Consider the following 23,287-nt stretch of genomic DNA (forward strand, 5'->3'; position numbering starts at 1 on the left):
GGTCATCCGGCCTGCTTGAGGGCGGAATCGACCTCGATCAGCATGTCGTCATTCGCGCCGAAGATCGGCTTGAGTGGGACGGCGCGTTGGGCTGCGGCAGCGGTAAGTTCAGTGGCCCACCGCCGATGCAAGGTGGACAGTGGGCCGTGGCCGGGACCGGTGAGCAGGAATGCCACGGTGGTGCCCGGTTCCATGTCATCGAGCACCCTGACCAGTTCGTCCAACAGAGGGTCGACCAGATCGCTGCGCGGAGATGCCGGCCTGGGCAGGTCGATCAGCAGCTTGGGCATACGGCGGTCGGGGCCGACGAATCCGACCCACAGCATGCTTTGACCGAATCCGAGCTCACCCATCAGGGCCCGCCAGCGCTGCCGCATGTCACTGGTGGAACGGATGGGGTCAGTGGCGGTTTCGATGGGCGGCCGATCATGAGTCATGCTCGCATCATGGCCGGGCACGGCCCTGAGACGCTACTGCTTTATGCACAGGCTGCGAAGCTGTGGAAAACTAGTTGACAGCGCGCAGAATTGCGAAAGAATGTGCGGCCAAACGGGTTCCGGCGGCAGCGGTTTCGGTTACCCCGGCGTCAGGGGGATCCCAGGCCAGCACCACATCGCCGGTCACCGGGATCGAAACCGGGTCCGAGCCCAGATTGCAGACGATGGCCAGCGCTCCGCGGTGCATGATGATCCAGCGCTGATCCTCATCGAACTCGATACGCAGGTGATCAAGCCACGGGTCGGCTAGGTCGGGTTCGGCGCGTCGCAGTGCGATCAGATCGCGGTACGTCTGCAGTAGTCGGACATGCTCGCCGGAGTGCACCTCGTCCCAGCGCAGCTTGGAACGCAGGAACGTCGCAACGTCCTGTGGGTCGGGGATATCGTCTGCATCCCAACCGTGCTCGGCGAATTCGGCTTTGCGGCCTTCGGCTGTCGCACGGGCCAGTTCGGGTTCAGGGTGCGAGCTGAAGAACTGGAACGGGGTGGATGCACCCCATTCCTCACCCATGAAAAGCATTGCGGTGTAGGGCGATCCGAGCACCAAAGCAGCCTTAACCGCCAATTGGCCGAAAGTCAGGTTCTGGGAGGGGCGGTCGCCCAGGGCGCGATTACCGACCTGATCGTGGGTCAGGGTATAGGCCAGCAGTCGGGTCGCCGGGACGGTCGCAGTGTCCAACGGGCGGCCGTGGCGTCGCCCCCGGAACGATGAGTAGGTGCCGGCATGGAAGAAGCCATAGCGAAGAGTGTCGGCCAATGTCGCCAGCGAGCCGAAATCAGCGTAGTAACCCTGCCTTTCGCCCGACACTGCGGTGTGAATGGCATGGTGGATATCGTCGTCCCACTGCGCTGTCAGTCCGCACCCGCCGCGGCTGCGGGGTGTGATCAGCCGGGGATCGTTGAGGTCGCTCTCCGCGATCAGCGCCAGAGGTCGGCCCAATTGGACTGCCAGTGCATCGGTTTCGGCGGCAAGTTCCTCGAGGAGATGTATCGCGGTGGTGTCCACCAGTGCGTGCACGGCATCCAGTCGCAGGCCGTCGGCGTGAAACTCGCGCATCCAACGTAAGGCGCACTCGACGATGTACCGGCGTACCTCGTCGGACCCGGCGCCGTCGAGGTTGATCGCTTCGCCCCACGGTGTCCGGTCTGCCGCTAGATACGGCCCGAAGTGGGGTAGGTAATTTCCGGAGGGCCCAAGGTGATTGAACACTGCGTCGATCAGTACCCCGAGGCCGCGGCGGTGGCATGCGTCGATGAGTCGCATCAAACTCTCAGGGCCGCCGTAGGGTTCGTGTACGGAGTACCACAGCACGCCGTCGTAGCCCCAGCCGTGCGAACCGCTGAACGCGTTGACCGGCATCAGTTCGACGAAGTCGACACCGAGGTCCACCAGGTAGTCGAGTTTCTCAATGGCAGCGTCGAAAGTGCCGGCGGGGGTGAAGGTGCCGATGTGCAACTCGTAGATCACGGCGCCGGACACCCGGCGTCCGGGCCACATCACGGGCGTGGTCTCTGGAGGTGACCACAGTTGCGAAAGCCCGTGCACACCATCGGGTTGTCGGGGCGAGCGCGGGTCCGGCAATGGATCAGAGCCGTCCAGGACAAAACCGTAGCGGGCGTCGTCGGCGACGTCCACGGTGCTGTGCCACCAACCGTCGACGCCGCGCGTCATCGGGTACCGGTCACCGGCAACGTCAAGGTGTACGGTCTGTGGCCGCGGCGCCCAGACCTCGAATGTGTGCTCAGGCACGGGCTTTCTCCAGCAGGACGCCGGGCAATTCGGCGAACAGGGCAGCCACGGACACAGATCCGGACAGTGTGCGCCCGGTCAGTCGGTCGATCCAGTCACCCTGAGGGAGAGTGAGTTGTGTTTCACCCCAGCCTTTTTCACCCAGCCGCAGTGTCCAACGCTGAATCGCCACCAGCACGTCGTCACCGCGTCGGTAGGCGATGACGTGCTCGGCGGCTGCGCCATCGGCGAACACGGGAGTGTAGCCACCGGAAAGGTACATGTCCGGGTGTTCTCGCCGGGACTGCAGCGCCGCGGCAACCACACGGATCTTGCGGTGGGCCAACGCATCAAGTTCGGTACGGCGAAGCGCGAAATCGACCGGTCGACGATTATCGGGGTCCACCAGGCTGTCGTCCCATAATTCGGTGCCCTGATAGATGTCCGGAACCCCGGGAACGGTCAGCGCCAGTAGCTTCTGTGCCAGGGCGTCGCTGCGGGCGGCCGAGTCGAGGTGCTGGACCAGCGCGGTGATCTCGGTTGCAATCGGGCCGTCGATCAGTGCATCGAGCCAGGCGTGCACCGATTCTTCGAATTCGTGGTCAGGATCAATCCACGTGGTGTGCACCGCCGCTTCGCGGATTGCCTTCTCTGTGAAGGCATGTAGCCGCGCTCGCTCAGCATCACCGACCTCGCCGGACAGCGGCCACACTCCCACTATGTTCTGCCAGAGGAACAGTCCGGTCGCCTCATCGGGTGGTAGGCACACGCGGTTCCATCGAACCATCCGCTGCGCCCATGGTCCGGCCACTTGGGACAGCACCGTGATTCGGGCCCGAACATCCTCGCCGCGCTTGGTGTCGTGGGTGGACAGCGTGATCATGGCCGACGGCCAGTCCCGTGCTCGACGTTTGGCGCGTTCATGAAACTCGTTGACAGACATCCCGAACAGTTCGGGTTCGCCGCCCACTTCGTTGAGCGACACCAGTCGGGCGGCGCGGTAGAACCAGGTGTCCTCGACGGCTTTCGCGGTGACGGCGCCGCACAGCTGCTGCAGGCGCGCTGCGGTCTCGGGGTTTTCGAGCCCGGCCGCGAGTATGGCAGAAGCGCTTGATCCTGTTGTAGAGGTGAGCATCTCAGAGAAAGCCCGGGTGAACTGGAAGGTCGACTCTTCCGTACCGTAGTCGGTGCGGTACATGTTGATGCCGGCCAGCAACGTAGCAATGGCCTCAGGCAGCGCAGGGTCGTCCATGCCGGCCGCCTGTTCGACGGAGCGGTGCAGCCGCGCCAGTTCGCTGGATAGGGTTTCGGTGGCCGCGGTGACCTTCAACGCCCGCACGTCGGTTTCGGTGTCGGCGGCCAGGGCTGTCAGTGCAGCTTCTCCAGTCGGATCGACGAAGACCCCGCCGATCTCTCGCAGAGCGTCGTATCCGGTGGTGCCGGCGACGGGTAGACAGGGGCCCAGTGGCTCGTCGGGCGCCAGGATTTTCTCGGCGACAATCCAGGCATCCGGCCCCACCAGTGTCCGTAACCGGTCGAGATAGCCTGCGGGGTTGGTCAATCCGTCGATGTGGTCGATGCGCAGCCCGTCCACCAGACCTTCGCGGAACCACCGGCCGATTTCGGTGTGGGTGGCGTCGAACACCGCGGGGTCTTCCTGACGAACTGCGGCCAGGGAAGTGATGGCGAAAAAGCGCCGGTAGCCGCAGACGCCGGAACGCCAGCCGGTCAGCCGATAGCTCTGTCGGGAATGAACCTCGGCGCCTGAACCGCCTTCGGTGCCCGGCCGGATCGGCCACACTCGGTCACCCAGCCGCAGCACCCCGCCGTCCACGGTCAGGTCGTTCACATCGGAATCAGAACCCAAGACCGGCAACACGATTCGACCCTCGGGGTCCACATCCCAGTCGATGTCAAAGAACGTGGCGTACTGCGACGCGCGCCCGTACGTCAACACGTCCCACCACCAGCTGTTCTGCTCGGGCCGTTCGACGCCGACGTGGTTGGGCACGATGTCGACGATCAGGCCCATGCCACGGGCCTGTGCCGCGGCGGATAACTGCGCCAATCCTGTTGCGCCACCGAGCTCAGCTGACACCGAGGTCGGATCGGTCACGTCGTAACCGTGGGTAGACCCGGCCGCCATGGTCAGTACCGGCGACAGATACAGATGGGAGACACCCAGTTGGTCCAGATAGGGAAGCAGCGCCTCGGCATCGGCGAATGTCATGCCGTCACTGCGCAGTTGCAACCGGTAGGTGGACAAGACTGGTATCGGTACCGCCATCGGGGCTCAGGCCGTCTTGCGGAGCACCAGCAGTGACCTGGCCTGCAACGAAATCGTCTCGCCTGCCCCGGCCATCATCTCGGTGCGGCCGTGCGGGTCGGCGGTGTCCAGCGCTGCAGACCATTTCTCGGCATAACCCTGGTCGGGGATCACGAAGTCCAACGCTTCGTCGTGCGCGTTGAAACACAATAGGAACGAGTCGTCCGTGACCCGCTCACCCCGGGCGTTGGGTTCGTGTATGGCCTCACCGTTGAGGAACACCGCGATGCTCTTGCCGAATCCCGAGCCCCAGTCCTCAGGGGTCATCTCTTGACCCGCCGGCGTCAGCCACGCGATGTCGCGCACCTGCTCGCCGCTACGGATGGGCTTGCCGACCAGGAATCGGCGCCGCCGAAACACCGGGTGCTTGCGTCGCAACGCCACCGCAGTACGGGTGAATTCCAGTAGGGCATCGTTGGTTTCGCACAGGTCCCAGTCCATCCAGGACAGCTCGGAATCTTGGCAGTACACGTTGTTGTTGCCGTGCTGGCTGCGTCCGATCTCATCGCCGTGGCTGATCATCGGGGTGCCCTGGGACAGCATGAGAGTGGCCAGGATGTTGCGCATCTGGCGACCACGCAGCGCCACAATCTCGGGGTCATCCGTTGGTCCCTCGACGCCGCAGTTCCACGAGTGGTTGTGGCTCTCGCCGTCGCGGCCGTCCTCACCGTTGGCCTCGTTGTGTTTCTCGTTGTACGAGACCAGATCCGCCAACGTGAAGCCGTCGTGACAGGTGACGAAGTTGATGCTGGCAGACGGTCGCCGGCCGGTCGCCTCGTACAAATCCGATGAACCGGTCAGGCGGGAGGCGAACTCGCCCAACGTCGCCGGCTCACCCCGCCAGTAGTCACGGACGGTGTCGCGGTACTTGCCGTTCCACTCGGTCCACAGCCCGGGAAAGTTGCCGACCTGGTATCCGCCCTCGCCGACATCCCACGGCTCGGCGATCAGCTTGACCTGGCTGACCACCGGATCTTGTTGTACCAGATCGAAAAATGCGCTCAATCGGTCCACGTCGTAGAACTCGCGGGCCAGCGTTGCAGCCAGGTCGAACCGGAACCCGTCGACGTGCATTTCCAGTACCCAGTACCGCAGTGAGTCCATGATCAGCTGCAGGGTGTGCGGGTTGCGGGCGTTGAGGCTGTTACCGGTGCCGGTGAAATCTTTGTACAGCCCCGGATCGTTATCGTCGAGCCGGTAGTAAGCGGTGTTGTCGATGCCGCGGAAGTTGATCGTCGGCCCGAGGTGATTGCCTTCGGCGGTGTGGTTGTAGACCACATCGAGGATCACTTCGATGCCGGCCTCGTGGAACGAACGGACCATGGCCTTGAACTCTGCGACCGCTCCGCCGGCGTGCTGATTCGATGAATACTGGTAGTGCGGCGCGAAGAAGCCGAACGTGTTGTAGCCCCAGTAGTTTCGCAGCCCCAGTTCCAGCAGTCGCTGATCGTGCAGGAACTGGTGCACCGGCATCAACTCGATCGCCGTGACGCCGAGCGACTGCAGATGCTGAATGATCGCCGGATGCGCCAGGCCCGCGTAGGTGCCGCGCTGTTCTTCAGGCACCGCAGGGTGCGTCTGCGTCATCCCTTTGACGTGGGCCTCGTAGATCACCGTCTCGTGATACGGCGTCCGTGGCGCGCGGTCGCTGGCCCAGTCGAAGAACGGGTTGATCACCACACTGGTCATGGTGTGGCCCAACGAATCCGTGCCGTCCGGGGCGGCCGGCGTGGCGGTGTCCTCGGCGCCCATCTCATACGAGAACAACGCCTGGGTGAATTTGAAGTCGCCGTAGAACGACTTTCCGTAGGGATCGAGTAGCAGCTTGCTGGGGTCGCAGCGATGGCCCGCCGCCGGGTCCCATGGCCCGTACACCCGGAACCCGTAACGCTGGCCGGGGGCGACCGTGGGCAGGTACGCATGCCAGACATAGCCGTCGACTTCTTCGAGGTTGATCCGTTCTTCGGTGCCGTCCTTACGTATCAGGCACAGCTCGACACGTTCGGCGACCTCCGAAAACAACGAAAAATTGGTGCCGGCACCGTCGTAAGTGGCGCCCAGAGGGTAGGCGGTGCCGGGCCAGACAGTCGTGACCACGTGTCACCACCAACCGGTGGCGGCCGCGATCTGCCGGCCGAGTTCACCGGCCATGGTGCGCATGTATGTGGCGGACAGGTGATGAGAGTCGTGGTACAGCAACACATTTCCCTCCACGGCTCGGCAGATGTCAGGACGGCACACCGCGTCACTCATGTCGAGCGGTTTCAACAATGGGAACTGCGCGACGAAATCGAGGGTCGGGTTGTGGTCGGACAGTACCTCGGAACGACTGATACCGCACGACGTCGAATTGCCACCGCTGGCCAGACAGTCTGACGGGAAGAAGGGCCTACCATCGCGCACCAGCCAAGGGGTGTCGCGCATCGCCAGGATCGGAATGTGAGCATCGGAAAGTCGTTGCCAGATACCGATATAGGTGCCTGGCATGACGTCGCCCGGCTTGATGTTCCACGGCCGGGTCGAGGTGGTGAAGACGAAATCGGGGTGGTCGGCGATCAGCTTCGGCATGACCAACTCGTTCCACTCATAGCATTTGGGGTACGGCCGGTTGTCGCCCATCACGAGCGGGTTGGGTTCGGTGGAGAGCGGACAGCCCATCTTCAGATAGGTGACGACTTTGAAATGGCGACGCTTGCCCAGCAGATCCAGCGCGGTGACCCAGTGCTCGGCATGTGAACCGCCGGCCAGGGCAATGGTGCGCGTGGCATTCGGATCGCCGTAGGTGCAGTTGCGGATGGACAGGTCGTCGAAGTCGGCGATACAGCTGTCGGCGGTGGTAGCGGGAACGTCGTCCTTGGCTTCCAAGACGGTCGGGCGGAATGGCAGTACTGGCGCCTTGAGGTGCGGTTTGAGCAAGACTCGCGCACCGGGGTAGTCCTGCGGGGAGAGCGCGGCGAGTTCCTTGCCGTTGGCCCGCTCCATGGCCATGTGCTCACGCCAGGTGAACGCGGTGGCAGTCAGGGATACGCCCAGCAAAGTCACGATCGAGCCGAGCACGATGGTCGGTCGTTTCAGCCGCATCCGCAGCGGAATCTGTGGGGCCTCGGTCCGGTGTGCCGACGACTGTCCTGACCGTCGCCGCAGCGGGTTCTCGACGTAGTTGGTGGTGAGCCAGGCCAGCCCACCCGAGATCAGCAAGACGGCCGAGCCGTCTAGCAGCCCGGCGTGCGGTTGGCGGGTGTAGGCCAGCCAGAAGATGAGCAGCGGCCAGTGCCACAGATATAGCGAATAGGACATGGCACCGAGCGACAGGAACGGGCCGTTGGCCAGCATCCGGTTGGGCGCGGGCAGTTCGCCCGTCCGGTTGGCGGCGCTGAGGATGAACAGCATGGTGGCACCCACCGGGACCAGCGCCCACGGACCGGGAAATTCGCGCACGCCGTCGATCAGGGCCCCGCACGACACGATCACCGCCAGGGAGCCGGCCGACACCGTCGTCCGCAGCCACATGGGCCATCGCACGTACGGCACCAGCGCGCCGACGAGAGCACCGAGCAGCAGCTCCCAGCCTCGGGCGAAGCTGTCGTAGTAGGCAGTCGCCTGGTCGGCCTGATGCGCGACGATCGCATAGCAGAACGACGCAACGGTCAGTGCGCTGAGCAGCACGATGTACGCGATGCGCAGCCGCTCGCCGAGTCGGCGGCGCAGCAGGTAGGCAGAGCCGAACACCAGCGCCAGGAACCCGATATAGAACTGGCCCTGCACCGACATGGACCAGATATGTTGCAGCGGGCTGACGGCTTCGCCGGCCTTCAGATAGTTCGACGCGGTGTTGGCCAGTTCCCAGTTCTGGTAGTAGCCCAGGCTGGCCAGGCTCTGATCGGCGAAGGTTTCCCATCGGGTTATCGGCTGGATCGCTACTGTCAGCGCGCCGGCGCCGGCCAACACGACGACCAGCGCCGGCAGCAAGCGGCGCGCCAGCCGGCGCAGTTCGGGTCCGGGAGCCAGTGAGGCTTCCGGGGCCAGAGCGATGCGCAGCAGTTTGCCGCCGAAGAAGAAACCGGACAGTGCCAGGAAGACGTCGACACCACCGGACACCCGCCCGAACCAGACGTGGAAGACCGCGACCAAAGCGATCGCGACACCGCGCAGACCGTCCAGGTCATGTCGGTAGAACCCGGACTTCTGGTCGCTTGCGGCGGCACGTGGTGCGGTGCCAGACGCAGGTAGCGACACCGGTCGGGGTGCGGCAAGTGTCGTCATGGTCGAAAATCAATCTACCCAAGATCCAGGCCGCGTTCATGTAACCACTGTGGTTACGCGGTAGCTGGACGGGCGGCTGCGGCTCTGTCGAACGGGCGATTACGCTCGATTCCCGTGCCAGAAATGACCCCGTCGGAGATCACCGCGATCGATACCGCCCACATTTGGCACCCGTACAGCACCATCGGCGCCGAGGCCCTGGAACCAGTGGTCGCAACCGAGGCGCACGGCACCATGTTGACGTTGGTTCATCAGGGTCGACCTGTTCAGGTCATCGATGCGATGAGTTCCTGGTGGACGGCGGTGCACGGGCATGGTCACCCGGTACTGGACGCCGCCATTACCCGGCAGCTTGCCACCATGAATCACGTCATGTTCGGCGGACTGACCCACGAGCCGGCGGCCCGGCTGGCCCAGCTGCTGGTGCAGATCACTCCGGCGGGTTTGGACACCGTGTTCTTCTCCGATTCCGGGTCGGTGGCGGTCGAGGTCGCGGTGAAGATGGCCCTGCAATATCAGCGCAGTTTGGGCCGACCCGAAAAGCACAAGTTGATGACTTGGCGTGGCGGATATCACGGAGACACCTTTACTCCGATGAGCGTGTGCGACCCCGAAGGCGGCATGCACTCGATCTGGACCGATGTCCTGATGCCGCAGATCTTCGCGCCACAGGTGCCCTCTGCATATGACACCGACTACGTCGCTGCGTTCGAGGCCCAGCTGGCCGACCACGCTGCGGAACTGGCGGCGGTGATCGTCGAACCGGTGGTGCAGGGCGCCGGCGGCATGCGGTTCCACGATCCGCGCTACCTGGCCGATCTGCGGGACATCTGCAGCAGGCACGGCGTGTTGCTGATCTTCGATGAGATCGCGACCGGATTCGGCCGCACCGGCGAGTTGTTCGCAGCTGACCACGCCGGCGTCAGCCCGGACATCATGTGCGTCGGCAAAGCGCTTACCGGTGGCTATGTGACGCTGGCCGCGACGCTATGTACCGGCGAGATCGCCCGGACAATCAGCTCGGGCGAGCCGGGGGCGTTGATGCACGGCCCGACTTTCATGGCCAATGCACTGGCCTGCGCGGTGTCCGTGGCGGCAGTGGAGCTTTTGCTGAGCCAGGACTGGAAGGCTGCGGTTGCGGCCATCTCGGATGGCTTGCGCCGCGGGCTGGCTCCGGCAGCGGAGTTGCCCCAGGTGGCCGACGTGCGAGTGTTGGGTGCCATCGGCGTCGTCGAGATGCGTGAGCCCCTAGGCGAGGCGGGCATGGCCGTCGCAACCGCCACTGCGATCGAGCACGGGCTGTGGCTGCGGCCATTCCGGAACCTGGTTTACGTGATGCCGCCGTTCATCTGTACGCCCGAGGAGGTCGACTGCATCACCTCGGGCGTGGTCGCTGTTGCCCGTGCGTTAACCTGAACACCGTTCAAGTGCAGTGTTGACCAGTCAGGAGCACCCGATGACGGATCGATCGCCGTTGGCCTGGTTGGGTGATGTCGAGCGGCAGCGGCGGGCGGCGGGCCTGCGGCGGAGCCTGCGGGTGCGGCCGGCGGTCGGCACCGAACTCGATCTGGCATCCAATGACTACCTGGGGTTGTCGCAGCACCCGGATGTTCTCGAAGGTGGCATCGCGGCACTGCGTACCTGGGGTGCAGGCTCAGGCGGTTCGCGACTGGTGACCGGTAACACCGAGCTGCATGAGGCCTTCGAGGCGGAACTCGCCGAGTTCATGGGCGCCGAGTCGGCTCTGGTGTTCTCCTCTGGCTACACCGCCAATATCGGTGCGGTGGTTGGTCTTTCGGGTCCGGGCTCGCTGGTGGTGTCCGATGCGTACAGCCACGCCTCGTTGGTCGATGCCTGCCGGTTGTCCCGCGCGCGGGTGGTGGTGACGCCGCACAACGATGCCGCGGCCGTCGAGACGGCGCTGGTGAGCCGGTCCGAGGAACGTGCTGTGGTGATCACCGATTCGGTGTTCTCCACCGACGGCGCGATGGCGCCGCTGCGCGATCTGCACGAGGTGTGTCGCCGGCACGGCGCGCTGCTGATCGTCGATGAGGCGCACGGCCTGGGAGTGCGGGGCGATGGTGGGCGCGGTCTGGTCCACGAGGTCGGCCTGGCCGGCGCCTCCGATGTGGTGGTGACGACGACGTTGTCGAAGTCGCTGGGCAGTCAGGGCGGCGTGGTGCTGGGACCCGCCCCGGTCCGGGCGCACCTGATTGACGCGGCTCGCACGTTCATTTTCGACACCGGTCTGGCGCCGGCGTCCGTCGGCGCAGCGTCTGCGGCGCTGCGAGTGCTGATCGCCGAGCCCTGGCGGGCTCAGGCTGTGCTGTCGCATGCGGCGGCGCTGGCCGAGTTCGGTGGAGTCGACGCGGTGCCGGACTCCGCCGTGGTTTCGGTGATCCTCGGCGAGCCGGAAGTAGCCTTGGCTGCTGCGGCTGCCTGTCTGGAGCGTGGCGTGCGGGTCGGTTGTTTCCGGCCGCCGACGGTGCCTGCCGGAACGTCGCGGCTGCGGCTGACCGCGCGCGCGTCGCTGGATGACACCGAGCTGGATTTGGCCCGCAAGGTGCTCGGTGAGGTGCTGGCGCTGGTGCGCTCGTGACGGTGTTGTTGATCACCGGTACCGATACCGGTGTCGGCAAGACCATCGCCACTGCGGCATTGGCCTGCCATGCCCGGCTGGCCGGGCTCGACATCGCAGTGTGCAAGCCGGTGCAGACCGGTTTTTCGCCTGCTGACGGCACTGGTGACGACGACCTCGCCGAGGTCGGTCGACTGTCGGGAGTGAGCGAGCTGGTGCCGGGGTGGCGGTACCCCGAGCCGTTGGCACCGGTGGCGGCCGCCGAGTTAGCCGGCATGGAGCTGCCCTCGCGTGCAGAGCTTTTGACGTTGATCCAGTCCTGTGATCGGCCGGGACGGCTGACTTTGGTGGAAGGCGCCGGCGGGCTGCTTGTCGCTTTGGGTGCCGCCGGTGTGACGCTGCGCGACCTGGCCGTCGAGCTCGGTGCCGGTGTCCTGGTGGTGGTTTCGCCGGGCCTGGGCACCCTCAATCACACCGGCCTGACGGTGGAATCGCTTGCTGTGCATGGCATTGCCTGTTCCGGTCTGGTGATCGGCACGTGGCCCTCCGATCCTGGTCCGGTCGAGCTCTCCAATCGTGATGAGTTGGACCGCATCTCGCCGGTGCGGGCGGTGTTGCCCGTGGGAGCAGGGGCGTTGTCAGCGCCGGAGTTTGCCTCGGTGAGTGCGGATTGCTTTGATCCGCAATGGGTTTCGCGTCTGGTCAGCTGACATGGTGCATTCGGTGGAGTTGTTGTTCGACCTCGACACCGAGGCGATTATCCGGCGGGCCTGGAACGAATTGCGTGCGGCAGGCCTGCGGGCGCAGCCGCCGGGTGCTCGGCCGCATGTGACGTTAGTAGTGGCTTCCGGCATGGATGACGCTGTGGTCCAGTCGCTTACGTCGTTGTTGCCATTGTTCCCGCTGCGCTGCGTGGTTGGTCCGGCACTGGTGTTCGGCCGCGCCGCGGCGGTGCTCACCCGATTGATCGTGCCCAGCGCGCAACTACTGGACCTGCATGCGCTGGCCTGTCGGGTCAGCGCCGATCACCTGCATTCGAGCCCGATGCCGCACAGCGAGCCAGGGGACTGGACCCCTCATGTGACGTTGGCCCGGCGGATACCGGCCGATGGTCTTGTGTCGGCGCTGCAGGTTGCCGGCCATCCGGCGGAAATCAAGGGTTCTTTTGTGGGGCTGCGGCATTGGGACGGTAATACCCGCACCGAGCGCATCGTCAGTGCGTTCGACGGCTGATCTCTCCGTCGTGCGTCACACCGTGCGCAGCCAGCCCGCCGATGAGCAGGCCCAGGCCGAAAGCGAAACGGTCACTGGAATTTTCGGTCCACACCGCGTCGCTGTCGGTCAGTTTGGCCCCGGCGGCGTCCCATTGCATCCGGGACTGTTCGTCGGCCGTGAAGCCCAGCACGTAGTAGACGATGGTGCGGGCAGCCAGTTCGGCGTCATCCGCGCTCAGGCCGGAATCTGCGGCGGCGGCGGCCAGAATGTCGAGGACGCGGGCCAGCTCGGCTGATTTTCCGGCCGAGAAACTGGCCGACACCAACTCTGCTCCGTCGGTAGTCGACAGCAGCGCGTTGCGCAGTGCGCCACACACGTCCTTGACGCGGTCCGGCCATCCACCGGTGGAAATATCGGTGCCCGCCGGGGCCAGCAGGCGGTCGGCGACCGCCCCCAGAAGCTCCTGCTTATCGGCAAAATGCCAGTACAGCGCGCCCGGGCTCACGTTGAGTTCACGAGCCAACCGGCGCATGGTCAGGTCGGCGATCCCGTAGTTGTCGAGGATCTCGGCGGCTTTGGCGACCACGTCGCTTCGGTGCAGTTGCACGTCTGTATCCTAAACACCGTTCAAGTTTGGATTTCAGGAGGATCTTCGGTGACGCAGGCCGCTACTGATGTGCTGGGTATTGCCCGCGAACAGGTTTTGGAGCGAGGCGAAGGCCTGACCCAGGAGCAGGTGCTGGAGGTTCTGCAGCTGCCCGACGATCGCCTGGAAGACCTGCTGGCCCTCGCGCACGACGTGCGGATGAAGTGGTGCGGTCCCGAGGTCGAGGTCGAGGGCATCATCAGCCTCAAGACCGGCGGCTGCCCTGAGGACTGCCACTTCTGTTCGCAGTCCGGCCTGTTCGCCTCTCCGGTGCGCAGCGCGTGGCTGGACATCCCGAGCCTGGTCGAGGCCGCCAAGCAGACCGCCAAGACCGGCGCTACCGAGTTCTGCATTGTGGCCGCCGTGCGTGGACCCGACGAGCGGCTGCTCGCGCAGGTCGCAGCCGGCATCGAAGCCATCCGCAACGAGGTCGACATCCAGATCGCGTGCTCGCTGGGCATGCTCGATCAGGAGCAGGTGGACCGGCTCAAGGCCATGGGTGTGCACCGCTACAACCACAACCTCGAGACCTCCAAGTCCTACTTCCCGAACGTCGTCACCACCCACACCTGGGAAGAGCGCTGGAGCACCCTCGAGATGGTCCGCGAGGCTGGCATGGAGGTCTGCTGCGGCGGCATCCTGGGCATGGGCGAGACGCTGGAGCAGCGCGCCGAGTTCGCCGCCAACCTGGCCGAGCTGAACCCGCACGAGGTACCGCTGAACTTCCTGAACCCACGCCCGGGCACCCCGTTCGGGGATCTTGAGGTGCTGCCGGCCGCCGACGCGCTGCGTGCCGTCGCCGCGTTCCGGCTGGCTATGCCGCGCACCATGCTGCGGTTCGCCGGTGGTCGCGAGATCACCCTGGGCGACCTGGGCGCCAAGCAGGGCATCTTGGGCGGCATCAACGCCGTCATCGTCGGCAACTACCTGACCACGCTGGGTCGCCCGGCTGAGTCTGACCTGGAATTGCTCGACGATCTGCAGATGCCGATCAAGGCCCTCAACGCCACCCTGTAGAAAACAGTGATGACTAGCGAGTTGCCCGCACCGGTCAGTGCCGGCAAGTTCAACGTCTACACCGGGGTCGCGGCCGACGCGGCCAACGGTGCCGTTGTGCCCACAACGGCTCAGCTTGGGCTGGAAGCCCCCCGGTTCTGCGCCGAGTGCGGCCGCCGGATGGTGGTCCAGGTGCGCCCCGATGGCTGGTGGGCCAAGTGCTCGCGGCATGGAGTGGTCGACGCCAAGGACCTGGACCCGCGGCGGTGATGCGCGCTGAGCGTAGAGCAGACTGCACTGATGAGCACGTCGTCTCCTGAACCCCCCAAGCTTTCGCATGCTGCGGCAGCGGTGCGGGTTGTCTGCGGTCTGGTCCTGACCGGCGCGGTCGGCGGCGTGCTGTGGGCCTGGCTTGCGCCGCCGGTGCACACGCTGGTCGCGTTGACCAAGAAGGGTCAGCGGATTCACGGCTACTTCGGCGATGAGGCGGACCGGGTTTTCCTGGGCGCTGCGTTGGCGGTCGGTTTTCTCTCGGTAATCGCCGTGGTCGGTGCTGTTCTGGTCTGGCAGTGGCGGGCGCATCGTGGTCCGTTGATGGTCGCCGCGCTCACGATCGGCGGGATCGGGGCTGCTGGAGCGCTGGCGGGAGTCGGTGCGGCCCTGGCACATTGGCGCTACGGCGCGGTCAACATCGATGCGGTGCCGGTGACGCACGAACATCGGGTGGCGTACTTGGTAGAGGCTCCGCCGGTGTTGTTCGGACATTCGCCGGCTTTGGTCGCGGTCACGCTGATGTTCCCGGCGGGGTTGGCCACTCTGCTGTACGCGATGTGCGCGTTGGCAACCAAGCGTGATGATCTAGACGCCTGGCCGCCGGTGGAGCATGTGCGGCCCGAGGTGGTTGCTCCTGGTGTCGATGCTGTCGATACCGGTGTGCGCTCCGCCGATCAATAACGCCGAGTGGTTTTACGGACGAATTCCGAACAGTACCTTCGCGCTGACCAGGCACAACTTGGCCATGCCCACGTAGGTCGCCGGGTTCAGCAGGGTCGGCCAGTAGGTGTTCCGCGAACCGGGGGCCATGGACCGTCCGGCGAAGCGGTCACCCAGCCAACGCATGGCCATCGGCGCTGAAAGCGGGTGCAGCACAATGTGTTCGGCGAAGATATCGCGGTGGTAGGTCATGTCGGCGCCGCCGGTGGCGTAGTTGTACGCCAGCGCATCGATGTCATCGACCGAGATGATCTGGTCGTGTGCCGCCTGCACGATCAGCATCGGCACAGATGGAATGGTGCCGCCCAACCTGATCTCGTCGAACACCTCCTGGACTTCCGGGGTGTCGATCACTTGCTGTAGGGGTCTGGCGAGCAGGTTGTCCATGTCCAGATAGGCGTGCCGCACAATCGCCTCCAGGGTCGACATGCCCTCGATGTTGTGGAGCATGGCCTTGCCCTCATCGGTGGCGTAATCGTTGATCACCCGGTCCAGACCGGGGTAGATGTGCGTCAGCGCAGCGATCACGGTAGCGGGCAGCCCGGCGAAGAAGGTGCCGTTGAGCCGTTGGAAGGTATTGCCGAGGTCGCCGACAGGTGAGCCCAGAACGGCGCCAACGATATTGAGTTCGGGTGCGTAGTCGGCGAGTTCCTCGGCGGCCCACGCACTGGCCAGGCCGCCGCCGGAGTAGCCCCACAGGCCGATGGGCGCTGTTCGGGACAGGCCGAGCGATTCGGTGTTCAGGGCCGCGCGCAGTCCGTCCAGGACGTGGTAGCCGGGTTCGTGCGGGGTGCCCCAGAGTCCGTCGATGCCCTCGTGGTCGGGGACGGAGACCGCCCAACCCTGGGCTACAGCTGCGGCCACGAAAAGGTATTCGAACTGCGTGAAGTTGCCGAAGCCCCGGGCGTGCAGTCGCATCGCGTAGGACGGGAAGCTGCGGCCGCTGACGGCGTCGATGGCGCACTGGTACGAAACGATGGGGCAGGGGCGGTTGATGGGCCGGTGGGCCGGCATCAGCACGGTGGTGACTGCCGCACATGGCGCGCCGTAAACGTCGGTGCTGCGGTATAGCAATTGGGTGGCGGTGACGTGCTGGGGAATCAGGCCCATGAAGCCGAGTTCGACCTCGCGGCTGCGCAGCACTGTGCCGGGTCGGGTGTGTTCGAAGCCGACGGGTGCAACGTAGAAGTAGTCGTCGGCGGGCAGTTGCGGGCGAGTACCGGGTTGCAGTTCCTCGTGGTACGGATGGCCGATCCACTCAGCGTCGGTAGCCCTGGCTGTGTTGCCCAAACCCATCCGGGCATTCTGTCTTAATAAACCCTTAAAAACCAATTCTGACGCGCCGAACGTTGCCGAATAGTGACGTGTATCACAGGTTGGTTACTGGCCGGGCGGTCGCAGGGCGGCGAATTCGTCGGTCACTCGATAGGTCGAATCGGTGAAGCGGTACAGCGCTGCGGGGCGTCCGCCGCTGCGTCCGGACCTGGCTGTGGTCCCGGTGGGGCTGATGACGCCGCGACGGGCCAGGACCCGTTGCAAGTTGGTTGGGTCTACTTGGTAGCCCAGTGTGGCGCCGTAGATGTCGCGAAGCGTGGAGAGGGTGAATTCCCTTGGTGCCAAGGCAAATCCGATGTTTGTATACGACATCTTGGCGACCAGTCGGGTGTGTGCGTGGGTGATCATCGGGTGATGGTCGAAGGCCATGGGGGGCAGGTCGTCCACCGGGTGCCAGCGCGTGTCGGTGGGCAGTTCGGGGGTTGCGGGTGAGGGCACCAGGCCCAGGTAGGTGGAGGCGATGGTGCGGGCGCCGAAGACCGAGGTCGGCACCCGATCTGGGTTGCTGAACACTGCAAGCTGTTCCAAGTGCGCGATCTCGCGCAGGTCGACCTTCTCGGCCAGTTGGCGACGCACCGAGCTGGTCATGTCCTCGTCATCGCGCAGTTGGCCTCCGGGCAGCGACCAGGCGCCCTGCTGGGGTTCCATGGCACGCTCCCACAACAGCACGCTGAGCTGCGGTTTACGCGACTCGGGGTATCGAACCTGAAACACGACGGCGAGCACTTCATGGGCAGTGCTACGATGTGGCATGTTTTCGATCATAAGTCGAAAACCTGGCCAGGTTCAAAGGAGACGGCCATGACGGTCTTGGATCGAGGGACGGAGCCCGGCGACATCGCCGCCTCCAGCGGCTTTGGTGACGTCGAACCCGACGCCCGGTGGGCGGCCGAGGTGCGCCGTCTGGCGAAGGAACGCAACGCCACCATCCTCGCGCACAACTACCAGTTGCCCGAGATTCAGGACATCGCCGACCACGTTGGCGACTCACTGGCGCTGTCGCGGATCGCCGCCGAGGCCCCCGAGGACACCATCGTGTTCTGCGGCGTGCACTTCATGGCCGAGACTGCGAAGATCCTGTCGCCGGACAAGACCGTGCTGATCCCGGACCAGCGAGCCGGCTGCTCGTTGGCCGATTCGATCACCGCTGACGACCTGCGCGCGTGGAAGGCCGAGTACCCCGACGCGGTCGTGGTGTCCTATGTGAACACCACCGCAGCGGTCAAGGCGCTCACCGACATCTGCTGCACCTCGTCCAACGCCGTCGAGGTGGTCGCCTCGATTCCCGCAGACAAGACGGTGCTCTTCTGCCCTGATCAGTTCCTAGGTGCCCACGTGCGCCGAGTGACCGGCCGACAGAACCTGCACATCTGGGCCGGGGAATGCCACGTGCACGCTGGCATCAACGGCGACGAACTGGCCGACCAGGCCCGCAACCACCCCGATGCCGAACTGTTCGTCCACCCCGAATGCGGTTGCGCCACATCGGCTCTGTACCTGGCCGGTGAGGGTGCCGTGCCCGAGGATCGGGTCAAGATCCTGTCGACCGGCGGCATGCTGGACGCCGCCCGTGAGACTCGCGCGCAGCAGGTGCTGGTGGCCACCGAGATCGGTATGCTGCACCAATTGCGCCGTGCCGCACCGGAAACCGAGTTCCTTGCGGTCAATGATCGGGCGTCGTGCCCGTACATGAAGATGATCACCCCGGCCGCGCTGTTGCGCAGCCTCCGCGATGGTGCCGACGAGGTACACGTTGACACCGATGTCGCCGCCGCAGCGCGGTTGAGCGTGCAGCGGATGATTGAGGTCGGGCAACCCGGCGGCGGGGAATGACCATGCGCGCCATGTCAGCCGCGTGTGGTGGGCGCGGTTACTGGCGCCAACGTGCTGATGTCGTGGTGGTCGGCACCGGCGTAGCCGGACTGGCCGCCGCCCGCGCTGCACACTTGGCCGGCAGTCGGGTTGTGGTGGTGGGTAAGTCCCGTGAGACGGCCACCGCCTATGCCCAGGGCGGCATCGCTGTGGTGATACCTGACGGTGACGATTCGATCGAAGCCCACGTAACCGACACCGTCACGGCCGGAGCTGGGTTGTGCGATATCGACGCTGTCACCTCCATTGTCTCCGACGGCTATGCCGCAGTGGCCGAATTGGTCAGTGCCGGAGCAGTTCTGGATGCAGGACCATCGGGTGGTTGGTCGCTGACCCGCGAGGGCGGGCACACCCGGCGGCGGATTGTGCACGCCGGCGGAGACGCCACCGGAGCCGAGGTGCAGCGGGCACTCAATGCGGCGAGCACCAAACTCGATATCCGGCCTGATCATGTTGCGCTGCAGGTGCTGCACCACGACGGTGCGGTCAGCGGAGTGGCGCTGCTGACCCCTGACGGTCCCGGTGTGCTGGAGGCGCCGTCGGTGATCCTGGCTACCGGTGGGCTGGGCCAGTTATACAGCGCGACAACCAATCCGGACGGTTCGACCGGTGACGGTGTGGCGCTCGCGTTGTGGGCTGGGGTGCCGGTCAGCGATATCGAGTTCATTCAGTTCCATCCGACCATGCTGTACACCGGGGGTATCGGCGGGCGCTGCCCGCTGATCACCGAGGCGCTACGCGGCGAAGGCGCCATTCTGCTTGACGCACATGGTGATTCGGTGACCGCCGGGGTCCATCCGATGGGCGATCTGGCGCCGCGGGACGTGGTGGCCGCCGCCATCGATGCCCGGCTGGCCGCAACTGGCGACGCATGTGTCTACCTGGATGCCCGTGGCGTCGCCGACGTCGCGAACAGGTTCCCGACTGTGACGGCCGCGTGCCTGGCTTTTGGGATCGACCCGGCGCGCCAACTGATTCCGGTGGTGCCCGGCGCCCACTACAGCTGCGGCGGCATCGTTACCGACGTGCATGGACGGACTGAACTGGCCGGCCTGTACGCCGCGGGCGAAGTGGGTCGCACCGGTATGCACGGCGCCAATAGGTTGGCCTCCAACAGCTTGTTGGAGGGACTGGTGGTCGGTGGCCGTGCCGGCCGGTCCGCAGCGGACCACGCGCGATCTGCAGGACGAAACCGCTTGCCGGAAACCGACTTCGGCCGCCGGCCGGCCATGGGACGGGTTGCGCTCCAGGGCGGCATGACCTCGTATGCGTCGGTGGTGCGTGATACGCCCGGACTGGGAAGGCTGAGTGAATTGCTGGCGAGTGCTGGTAGCAGGCGCATGTCCGATCGTGCTGCGGTGGAAGACGCGACCCTGACCGCGACGGCAGCCGCGGTCGTCGCCGCTGCAGCCGCGCGCACTGAATCGCGCGGTTGCCACCATCGTGGCGATCATCTCGACGCCGATCCGGCGTTGGCGGTGTCGGCGCAGATCCGTCTGGACGCCGACGGCCAAGCCACCGCGGCTCTGCCAGTAGGAGCGGCGAACTGATGGCATTGTCACCGCAGGAACTGGCAGAGGCAAATGCCACCATCGACCGATCGCTCGATGAGGATCTGCGCTATGGGCCCGATGTGACGTCGGTGGCGACAGTGCCCGCCGACGCGACGACGGTCGCGTCGATGGTGCCCCGTCAGGCCGGTGTCATCGCGGGACTTGATATCGCGCTCCTGGTGCTGGACAAGGTGATCGGCCCTGACTCGTACCGGGTGCTCTCGCGCGTCGAGGACGGCAGCGAGGTCAAGGCCGGTGACGCAGTACTGACCGTCGAGGCCCCGACCCGCGGGTTGTTGACCGCCGAGCGCACCATGCTCAACATCGTCTGCCACCTGTCCGGGATCGCCTCCGAGACCGCGCGCTGGGTGCAGGAGGTGTCCGGTACGGACACCGCCATCCGCGACACCCGAAAGACTTTGCCGGGCTTGCGATTGCTGCAGAAGTACGCGGTACGGGTCGGCGGCGGCGTCAACCACCGCTTGGGCCTGGGCGACGCCGCACTGATCAAGGACAACCACGTGGCCGCAGCCGGGTCTGTGCTGGCGGCGCTCAAGGCGGTGCGGGCTGAGGCGCCGGATCTGGAATGCGAGGTCGAGGTCGACTCGCTGGAGCAACTCGACGAAATCCTCTCCGAAAATGTCGAATTGGTGCTGCTCGACAACTTTCCGGTGTGGCAGACCCAGATCGCCGTGCAACGCCGAAACGCCAACGCCAAAGGCACCAAGCTGGAGTCCTCGGGCGGGCTGTCACTGGAGCAGGCAGCCGCATACGCCGCGACCGGGGTCGACTACTTGGCCGTCGGCGCTCTCACCCATTCGGTGCGGGTGCTGGACGTCGGCCTCGACATCTAACCGACTGCGGAACCCCCTAGTCCGGCATGCAGTTTCGGTACCGGGTCAGCCAGTTGTTCATCAGCTCTACCGCCTGGGCGAATGGGCGATCCCAATAGCCCATTACTGCGACATCGATCTTCACACCTTCGGGGTCTCGTGCCGGTCCGCCCAGCCGCCGGCACAGTCGTTTGCGCAGAGTCAGGCTGTAGTCGGGCGCGTATCGGAACCCGACGCGTGGTGATGCGATTCCTTCCAGGTTCGCGTGTCCGAGGACGAACCTGTCGATGTCGCGCCAGGCGTACCGGCGGGGACGCAGAACTCGGTCGTTGACCTCGAACCCGGTACTCGACAATCGCAGCCACCAGCCCCCGCGCCCACTGCGGATACCCAGCGCGGCGAGCCGGGCAACCATGGGCCCGAACATGCCGATGTTGAGCATGCAAATGAAGGCGAACCAAGCGAAAAGAAACGGCCCCATCTCACGCATAGCGTCGTGTCGCATCAAGATGAGTGCAGTCAGCCCGACTATGGCAAGCGCCGGAAAGATGCCGAACAGGCCGACGATGAAGATCCAGCCCCAGCGACCGTCGGCCGCGGTGAAATTGATGACGAAATCGTCATTCTGTCCCTCCACGGCGCCGCGACCCGCTGGCGACGTCAGACGATGTCGGCGACGAAGACGCCCTGGCTCTTTGCCCCGATCTGCGCGATGCGAGGTAACGACGCATCGACGGTGCCCTTCGGCAGCACACGCGGGTTGGTGATCTTGACGTCGCCGCGGAACAGGTGCACGTCCGCCTCTCCGGCGGCGAGCACGTTCTTGACCCAGTTGGTCTTGCCGTGGGCCAGCAGAATCGCCAGGGTATTGCCCTTGCGGTAGCTGGTGACGATCGTCTCGTAGGGCGTTCCGGAGGTGCGGCCACGGTGTTTGATCACGGTGAAGCCGGGTAGGCGCTTGGAGAGCGGCTTCAGTGCGGGGTTGATGTACTTGATCTGGAGGTTTTCGAACCACACCGGGAAGACCATGGGTACACCCGGGGCGTTGTTCGGGTGGTTCTCGCGGCTCGACATTGACGCCTCCTAATTCGATTTGGCCTGCTCTGAAACAATAGTCGGGTGAACACTGCAGTGAAGCTGGCGCGTATCGACTTGCGTGGTCAGCAGTTGTCCACGGCGCAGCTGCGGTCGGTGCTGCCGCGAGGCGGGGTCGACGTGGACTCGGTGCTGCCCAAAGTTCGCCCGATCGTCGACGCGGTGGTCGAGCGGGGTGCGGTCGCGGCACTGGAATACGGAGAGTCGCTCGACGGGGTACGGTCCGCCGCGGTGCGGGTGCCGCAGGCCGAACTGGACGCGGCGCTGGCTGCGCTGGATGCCGACGTACGGGTGGCACTTGAGGTCGCCATCGAGCGCACCCGCGCCGTGCACGCCGACCAGCGTCGCACCGACACCACCACAACCTTGGCGCCCGGCGCCACCGTCACCGAGCGCTGGGTTCCGGTGGAACGCGTCGGTCTGTACGTGCCCGGCGGCAACGCGGTTTACCCGTCCAGCGTCGTGATGAACGTGGTGCCGGCCCAGACCGCCGGCGTCGACTCGCTGGTGATCGCCAGCCCGCCGCAGAAAGACCACGGAGGACTGCCGCACCCGACCATCCTGGCCGCAGCAGCGCTGCTCGGGGTCGATGAGGTGTGGGCGGTCGGCGGGGCCCAGGGCGTCGCTCTGCTGGCCTACGGTGGCACCGATACCACTGGCGAAGAGCTGGCCCCAGTCGACATGATCACCGGACCGGGCAACATCTACGTCACCGCCGCCAAGCGCATCTGCCGTTCTCAGGTCGGCATCGATGCTGAGGCCGGTCCCACCGAGATCGCGATTCTGGCAGACCACTCGGCCGACCCCGTGCACATCGCTGCCGATCTGATCAGCCAGGCCGAGCACGACGAAATGGCAGCCAGCGTGCTGGTCACCATCAGCGAGAAGCTGGCCGATGCCACCGATGCCGAGGTGGCCGCGCAAGTCGCGACCACGCTGCACCGCGAGCGCGTGACGACTGCGCTGAACGGTAAGCAGTCGGCCATCGTGCTGGTTGACGACCTGGAGGCCGGGGTTCGTGTGGTCAACGCCTACGCCGCCGAGCACCTGGAGATTCAGACCGACGACGCTTCGGAAGTGGCCGGCAGAATCCGTTCGGCCGGAGCGATTTTCGTCGGACCGTGGTCGCCGGTCAGCCTCGGCGACTACTGCGCCGGGTCCAACCATGTGCTGCCCACCGCCGGCTGCGCCCGGCACTCCAGCGGGCTGTCGGTGCAGACCTTCCTGCGCGGCATCCACGTCGTGGACTACACGGAGGCAGCGTTGAAAGACGTTGCCGGCAACGTTATTACGCTGGCCAAGGCCGAGAACCTGCCCGCACACGGCGAGGCCGTGCGTCGGAGGTTCGAAAGGTGA

At 65.4% G+C, this 23,287-nt stretch carries 21 protein-coding genes; 11 read left to right on the forward strand and 10 right to left on the reverse strand.

Going from position 1 to position 23,287, the window contains the following annotated elements:
• Positions 1–2: 2 nt before the first annotated feature.
• From M2432_RS18895 to M2432_RS18915, 5 genes are all read right to left on the reverse strand, one after another.
• Positions 3–437, reverse strand: coding sequence for a hypothetical protein (locus M2432_RS18895; RefSeq protein WP_280828353.1), 435 nt, complete (start codon positions 435–437; stop codon positions 3–5).
• A gap of 70 nt (positions 438–507) precedes the next feature.
• Positions 508–2,247: a malto-oligosyltrehalose trehalohydrolase gene (treZ, locus tag M2432_RS18900; RefSeq protein ID WP_280828354.1), complete on the reverse strand. Its 1,740-nt coding sequence runs from the start codon at positions 2,245–2,247 to the stop codon at positions 508–510.
• Positions 2,240–4,513 (reverse strand): malto-oligosyltrehalose synthase, encoded by a 2,274-nt coding sequence (gene treY, locus M2432_RS18905; RefSeq protein ID WP_280828355.1) that lies wholly within the window; start codon positions 4,511–4,513, stop codon positions 2,240–2,242. Before treY ends, treZ begins: the two co-directional genes overlap by 8 nt.
• 6 nt (positions 4,514–4,519) lie before the next feature.
• Positions 4,520–6,649, reverse strand: coding sequence for a glycogen debranching protein GlgX (gene glgX / locus M2432_RS18910; protein ID WP_280828356.1), 2,130 nt, complete (start codon positions 6,647–6,649; stop codon positions 4,520–4,522).
• Between the two features lie 3 nt (positions 6,650–6,652).
• Entirely contained in the window at positions 6,653–8,815 is a 2,163-nt protein-coding gene (locus tag M2432_RS18915) for an acyltransferase family protein (RefSeq protein WP_280828357.1), read from the reverse strand.
• 114 nt (positions 8,816–8,929) lie between these two features.
• On the opposite strand from M2432_RS18915, the gene M2432_RS18920 reads away from it, so the two are divergent.
• The 4 genes from M2432_RS18920 to M2432_RS18935 are packed head-to-tail and all read left to right on the forward strand — an operon-like array spanning position 8,930 to position 12,626.
• Positions 8,930–10,231: an adenosylmethionine--8-amino-7-oxononanoate transaminase gene (locus M2432_RS18920; RefSeq protein WP_280828358.1), complete on the forward strand. Its 1,302-nt coding sequence runs from the start codon at positions 8,930–8,932 to the stop codon at positions 10,229–10,231.
• Between the two features lie 40 nt (positions 10,232–10,271).
• A complete protein-coding gene (locus M2432_RS18925) occupies positions 10,272–11,414 on the forward strand; it encodes an 8-amino-7-oxononanoate synthase (protein WP_280828359.1) in 1,143 nt (380 codons plus the stop codon).
• The gene (bioD, locus tag M2432_RS18930; RefSeq protein ID WP_280828360.1) at positions 11,411–12,103 is read left to right on the forward strand and encodes a dethiobiotin synthase; all 693 of its coding nucleotides are present in this window, start codon (positions 11,411–11,413) and stop codon (positions 12,101–12,103) included. Before M2432_RS18925 ends, bioD begins: the two co-directional genes overlap by 4 nt.
• A gap of 1 nt (position 12,104) precedes the next feature.
• Positions 12,105–12,626, forward strand: coding sequence for a 2'-5' RNA ligase family protein (locus tag M2432_RS18935; RefSeq protein ID WP_280828361.1), 522 nt, complete (start codon positions 12,105–12,107; stop codon positions 12,624–12,626).
• On the opposite strand, the gene M2432_RS18940 is transcribed toward M2432_RS18935, so the two are convergent.
• Positions 12,607–13,215 (reverse strand): TetR/AcrR family transcriptional regulator C-terminal domain-containing protein, encoded by a 609-nt coding sequence (locus M2432_RS18940; protein ID WP_280828362.1) that lies wholly within the window; start codon positions 13,213–13,215, stop codon positions 12,607–12,609. The genes M2432_RS18935 and M2432_RS18940 overlap by 20 nt on opposite strands.
• A 48-nt stretch (positions 13,216–13,263) precedes the next feature.
• Here M2432_RS18940 and bioB point away from each other — a divergent pair, with 48 nt between their 5' ends.
• From bioB to M2432_RS18955, 3 genes are read left to right on the forward strand one after another with little or no spacing between them, the layout of a single operon-like run.
• A complete protein-coding gene (bioB, locus tag M2432_RS18945) occupies positions 13,264–14,271 on the forward strand; it encodes a biotin synthase BioB (RefSeq protein ID WP_280828363.1) in 1,008 nt (335 codons plus the stop codon).
• A 9-nt stretch (positions 14,272–14,280) separates the two neighbouring features.
• Positions 14,281–14,520, forward strand: coding sequence for a hypothetical protein (locus tag M2432_RS18950; RefSeq protein WP_280828364.1), 240 nt, complete (start codon positions 14,281–14,283; stop codon positions 14,518–14,520).
• Between the two features lie 30 nt (positions 14,521–14,550).
• Positions 14,551–15,204: a DUF2567 domain-containing protein gene (locus M2432_RS18955; protein ID WP_280828365.1), complete on the forward strand. Its 654-nt coding sequence runs from the start codon at positions 14,551–14,553 to the stop codon at positions 15,202–15,204.
• Between the two features lie 12 nt (positions 15,205–15,216).
• Here the strand turns inward: M2432_RS18955 and M2432_RS18960 are convergent, their stop codons facing one another.
• On the reverse strand, positions 15,217–16,539 hold the full coding sequence (locus M2432_RS18960) for a lipase family protein (protein WP_280828366.1): 1,323 nt from the start codon (positions 16,537–16,539) through the stop codon (positions 15,217–15,219).
• 84 nt (positions 16,540–16,623) lie between these two features.
• Positions 16,624–17,331 (reverse strand): NUDIX domain-containing protein, encoded by a 708-nt coding sequence (locus M2432_RS18965; protein ID WP_280828367.1) that lies wholly within the window; start codon positions 17,329–17,331, stop codon positions 16,624–16,626.
• Positions 17,332–17,379: 48 nt separating this feature from the next.
• Between M2432_RS18965 and nadA the strand changes: the two genes are divergently transcribed.
• Genes nadA through nadC form a run of 3 tightly spaced genes read left to right on the forward strand, consistent with a single transcriptional unit; the run spans position 17,380 to position 20,857 of the window.
• Entirely contained in the window at positions 17,380–18,411 is a 1,032-nt protein-coding gene (nadA, locus tag M2432_RS18970; protein WP_280828368.1) for a quinolinate synthase NadA, read from the forward strand.
• 11 nt (positions 18,412–18,422) lie between these two features.
• Positions 18,423–20,000: an L-aspartate oxidase gene (locus M2432_RS18975; RefSeq protein ID WP_280828369.1), complete on the forward strand. Its 1,578-nt coding sequence runs from the start codon at positions 18,423–18,425 to the stop codon at positions 19,998–20,000.
• Positions 20,000–20,857 carry a carboxylating nicotinate-nucleotide diphosphorylase gene (nadC, locus tag M2432_RS18980; RefSeq protein ID WP_280828370.1) on the forward strand — a complete coding sequence of 286 codons (858 nt, stop codon included), beginning with the start codon at positions 20,000–20,002 and terminating at the stop codon, positions 20,855–20,857. Before M2432_RS18975 ends, nadC begins: the two co-directional genes overlap by 1 nt.
• 16 nt (positions 20,858–20,873) lie before the next feature.
• Here nadC and M2432_RS18985 read toward each other — a convergent pair whose 3' ends face one another.
• Together M2432_RS18985 and M2432_RS18990 are read right to left on the reverse strand one after the other, a co-directional pair.
• On the reverse strand, positions 20,874–21,473 hold the full coding sequence (locus M2432_RS18985; protein ID WP_280828371.1) for a hypothetical protein: 600 nt from the start codon (positions 21,471–21,473) through the stop codon (positions 20,874–20,876).
• Between the two features lie 23 nt (positions 21,474–21,496).
• Positions 21,497–21,910: a nitroreductase family deazaflavin-dependent oxidoreductase gene (locus M2432_RS18990; RefSeq protein WP_280828372.1), complete on the reverse strand. Its 414-nt coding sequence runs from the start codon at positions 21,908–21,910 to the stop codon at positions 21,497–21,499.
• Between the two features lie 63 nt (positions 21,911–21,973).
• On the opposite strand from M2432_RS18990, the gene hisD reads away from it, so the two are divergent.
• On the forward strand, positions 21,974–23,287 hold the full coding sequence (gene hisD, locus M2432_RS18995; RefSeq protein WP_280828396.1) for a histidinol dehydrogenase: 1,314 nt from the start codon (positions 21,974–21,976) through the stop codon (positions 23,285–23,287).

Origin of the sequence: Mycobacterium sp. OTB74, from assembly GCF_029892685.1 — a bacterium.
In the GTDB taxonomy this organism is placed as follows: Bacteria; Actinomycetota; Actinomycetes; order Mycobacteriales; family Mycobacteriaceae; genus Mycobacterium.

Excerpts from the sequence above, each read along its gene's own strand:
- M2432_RS18895 (WP_280828353.1), bottom strand. The coding sequence starts at position 437 with ATGACTCATGATCGGCCGCCCATCGAAACCGCCACTGACCCCATCCGT.
- treY (WP_280828355.1), bottom strand. The coding sequence starts at position 4,513 with ATGGCGGTACCGATACCAGTCTTGTCCACCTACCGGTTGCAACTGCGC.
- M2432_RS18915 (WP_280828357.1), bottom strand. The coding sequence starts at position 8,815 with ATGACGACACTTGCCGCACCCCGACCGGTGTCGCTACCTGCGTCTGGC.
- M2432_RS18925 (WP_280828359.1), top strand. The coding sequence starts at position 10,272 with ATGACGGATCGATCGCCGTTGGCCTGGTTGGGTGATGTCGAGCGGCAG.
- M2432_RS18935 (WP_280828361.1), top strand. The coding sequence starts at position 12,105 with ATGGTGCATTCGGTGGAGTTGTTGTTCGACCTCGACACCGAGGCGATT.
- M2432_RS18950 (WP_280828364.1), top strand. The coding sequence starts at position 14,281 with ATGACTAGCGAGTTGCCCGCACCGGTCAGTGCCGGCAAGTTCAACGTC.
- M2432_RS18955 (WP_280828365.1), top strand. The coding sequence starts at position 14,551 with ATGAGCACGTCGTCTCCTGAACCCCCCAAGCTTTCGCATGCTGCGGCA.
- M2432_RS18960 (WP_280828366.1), bottom strand. The coding sequence starts at position 16,539 with ATGGGTTTGGGCAACACAGCCAGGGCTACCGACGCTGAGTGGATCGGC.
- M2432_RS18965 (WP_280828367.1), bottom strand. The coding sequence starts at position 17,331 with ATGCCACATCGTAGCACTGCCCATGAAGTGCTCGCCGTCGTGTTTCAG.
- nadA (WP_280828368.1), top strand. The coding sequence starts at position 17,380 with ATGACGGTCTTGGATCGAGGGACGGAGCCCGGCGACATCGCCGCCTCC.
- M2432_RS18975 (WP_280828369.1), top strand. The coding sequence starts at position 18,423 with ATGTCAGCCGCGTGTGGTGGGCGCGGTTACTGGCGCCAACGTGCTGAT.
- nadC (WP_280828370.1), top strand. The coding sequence starts at position 20,000 with ATGGCATTGTCACCGCAGGAACTGGCAGAGGCAAATGCCACCATCGAC.
- M2432_RS18990 (WP_280828372.1), bottom strand. The coding sequence starts at position 21,910 with ATGTCGAGCCGCGAGAACCACCCGAACAACGCCCCGGGTGTACCCATG.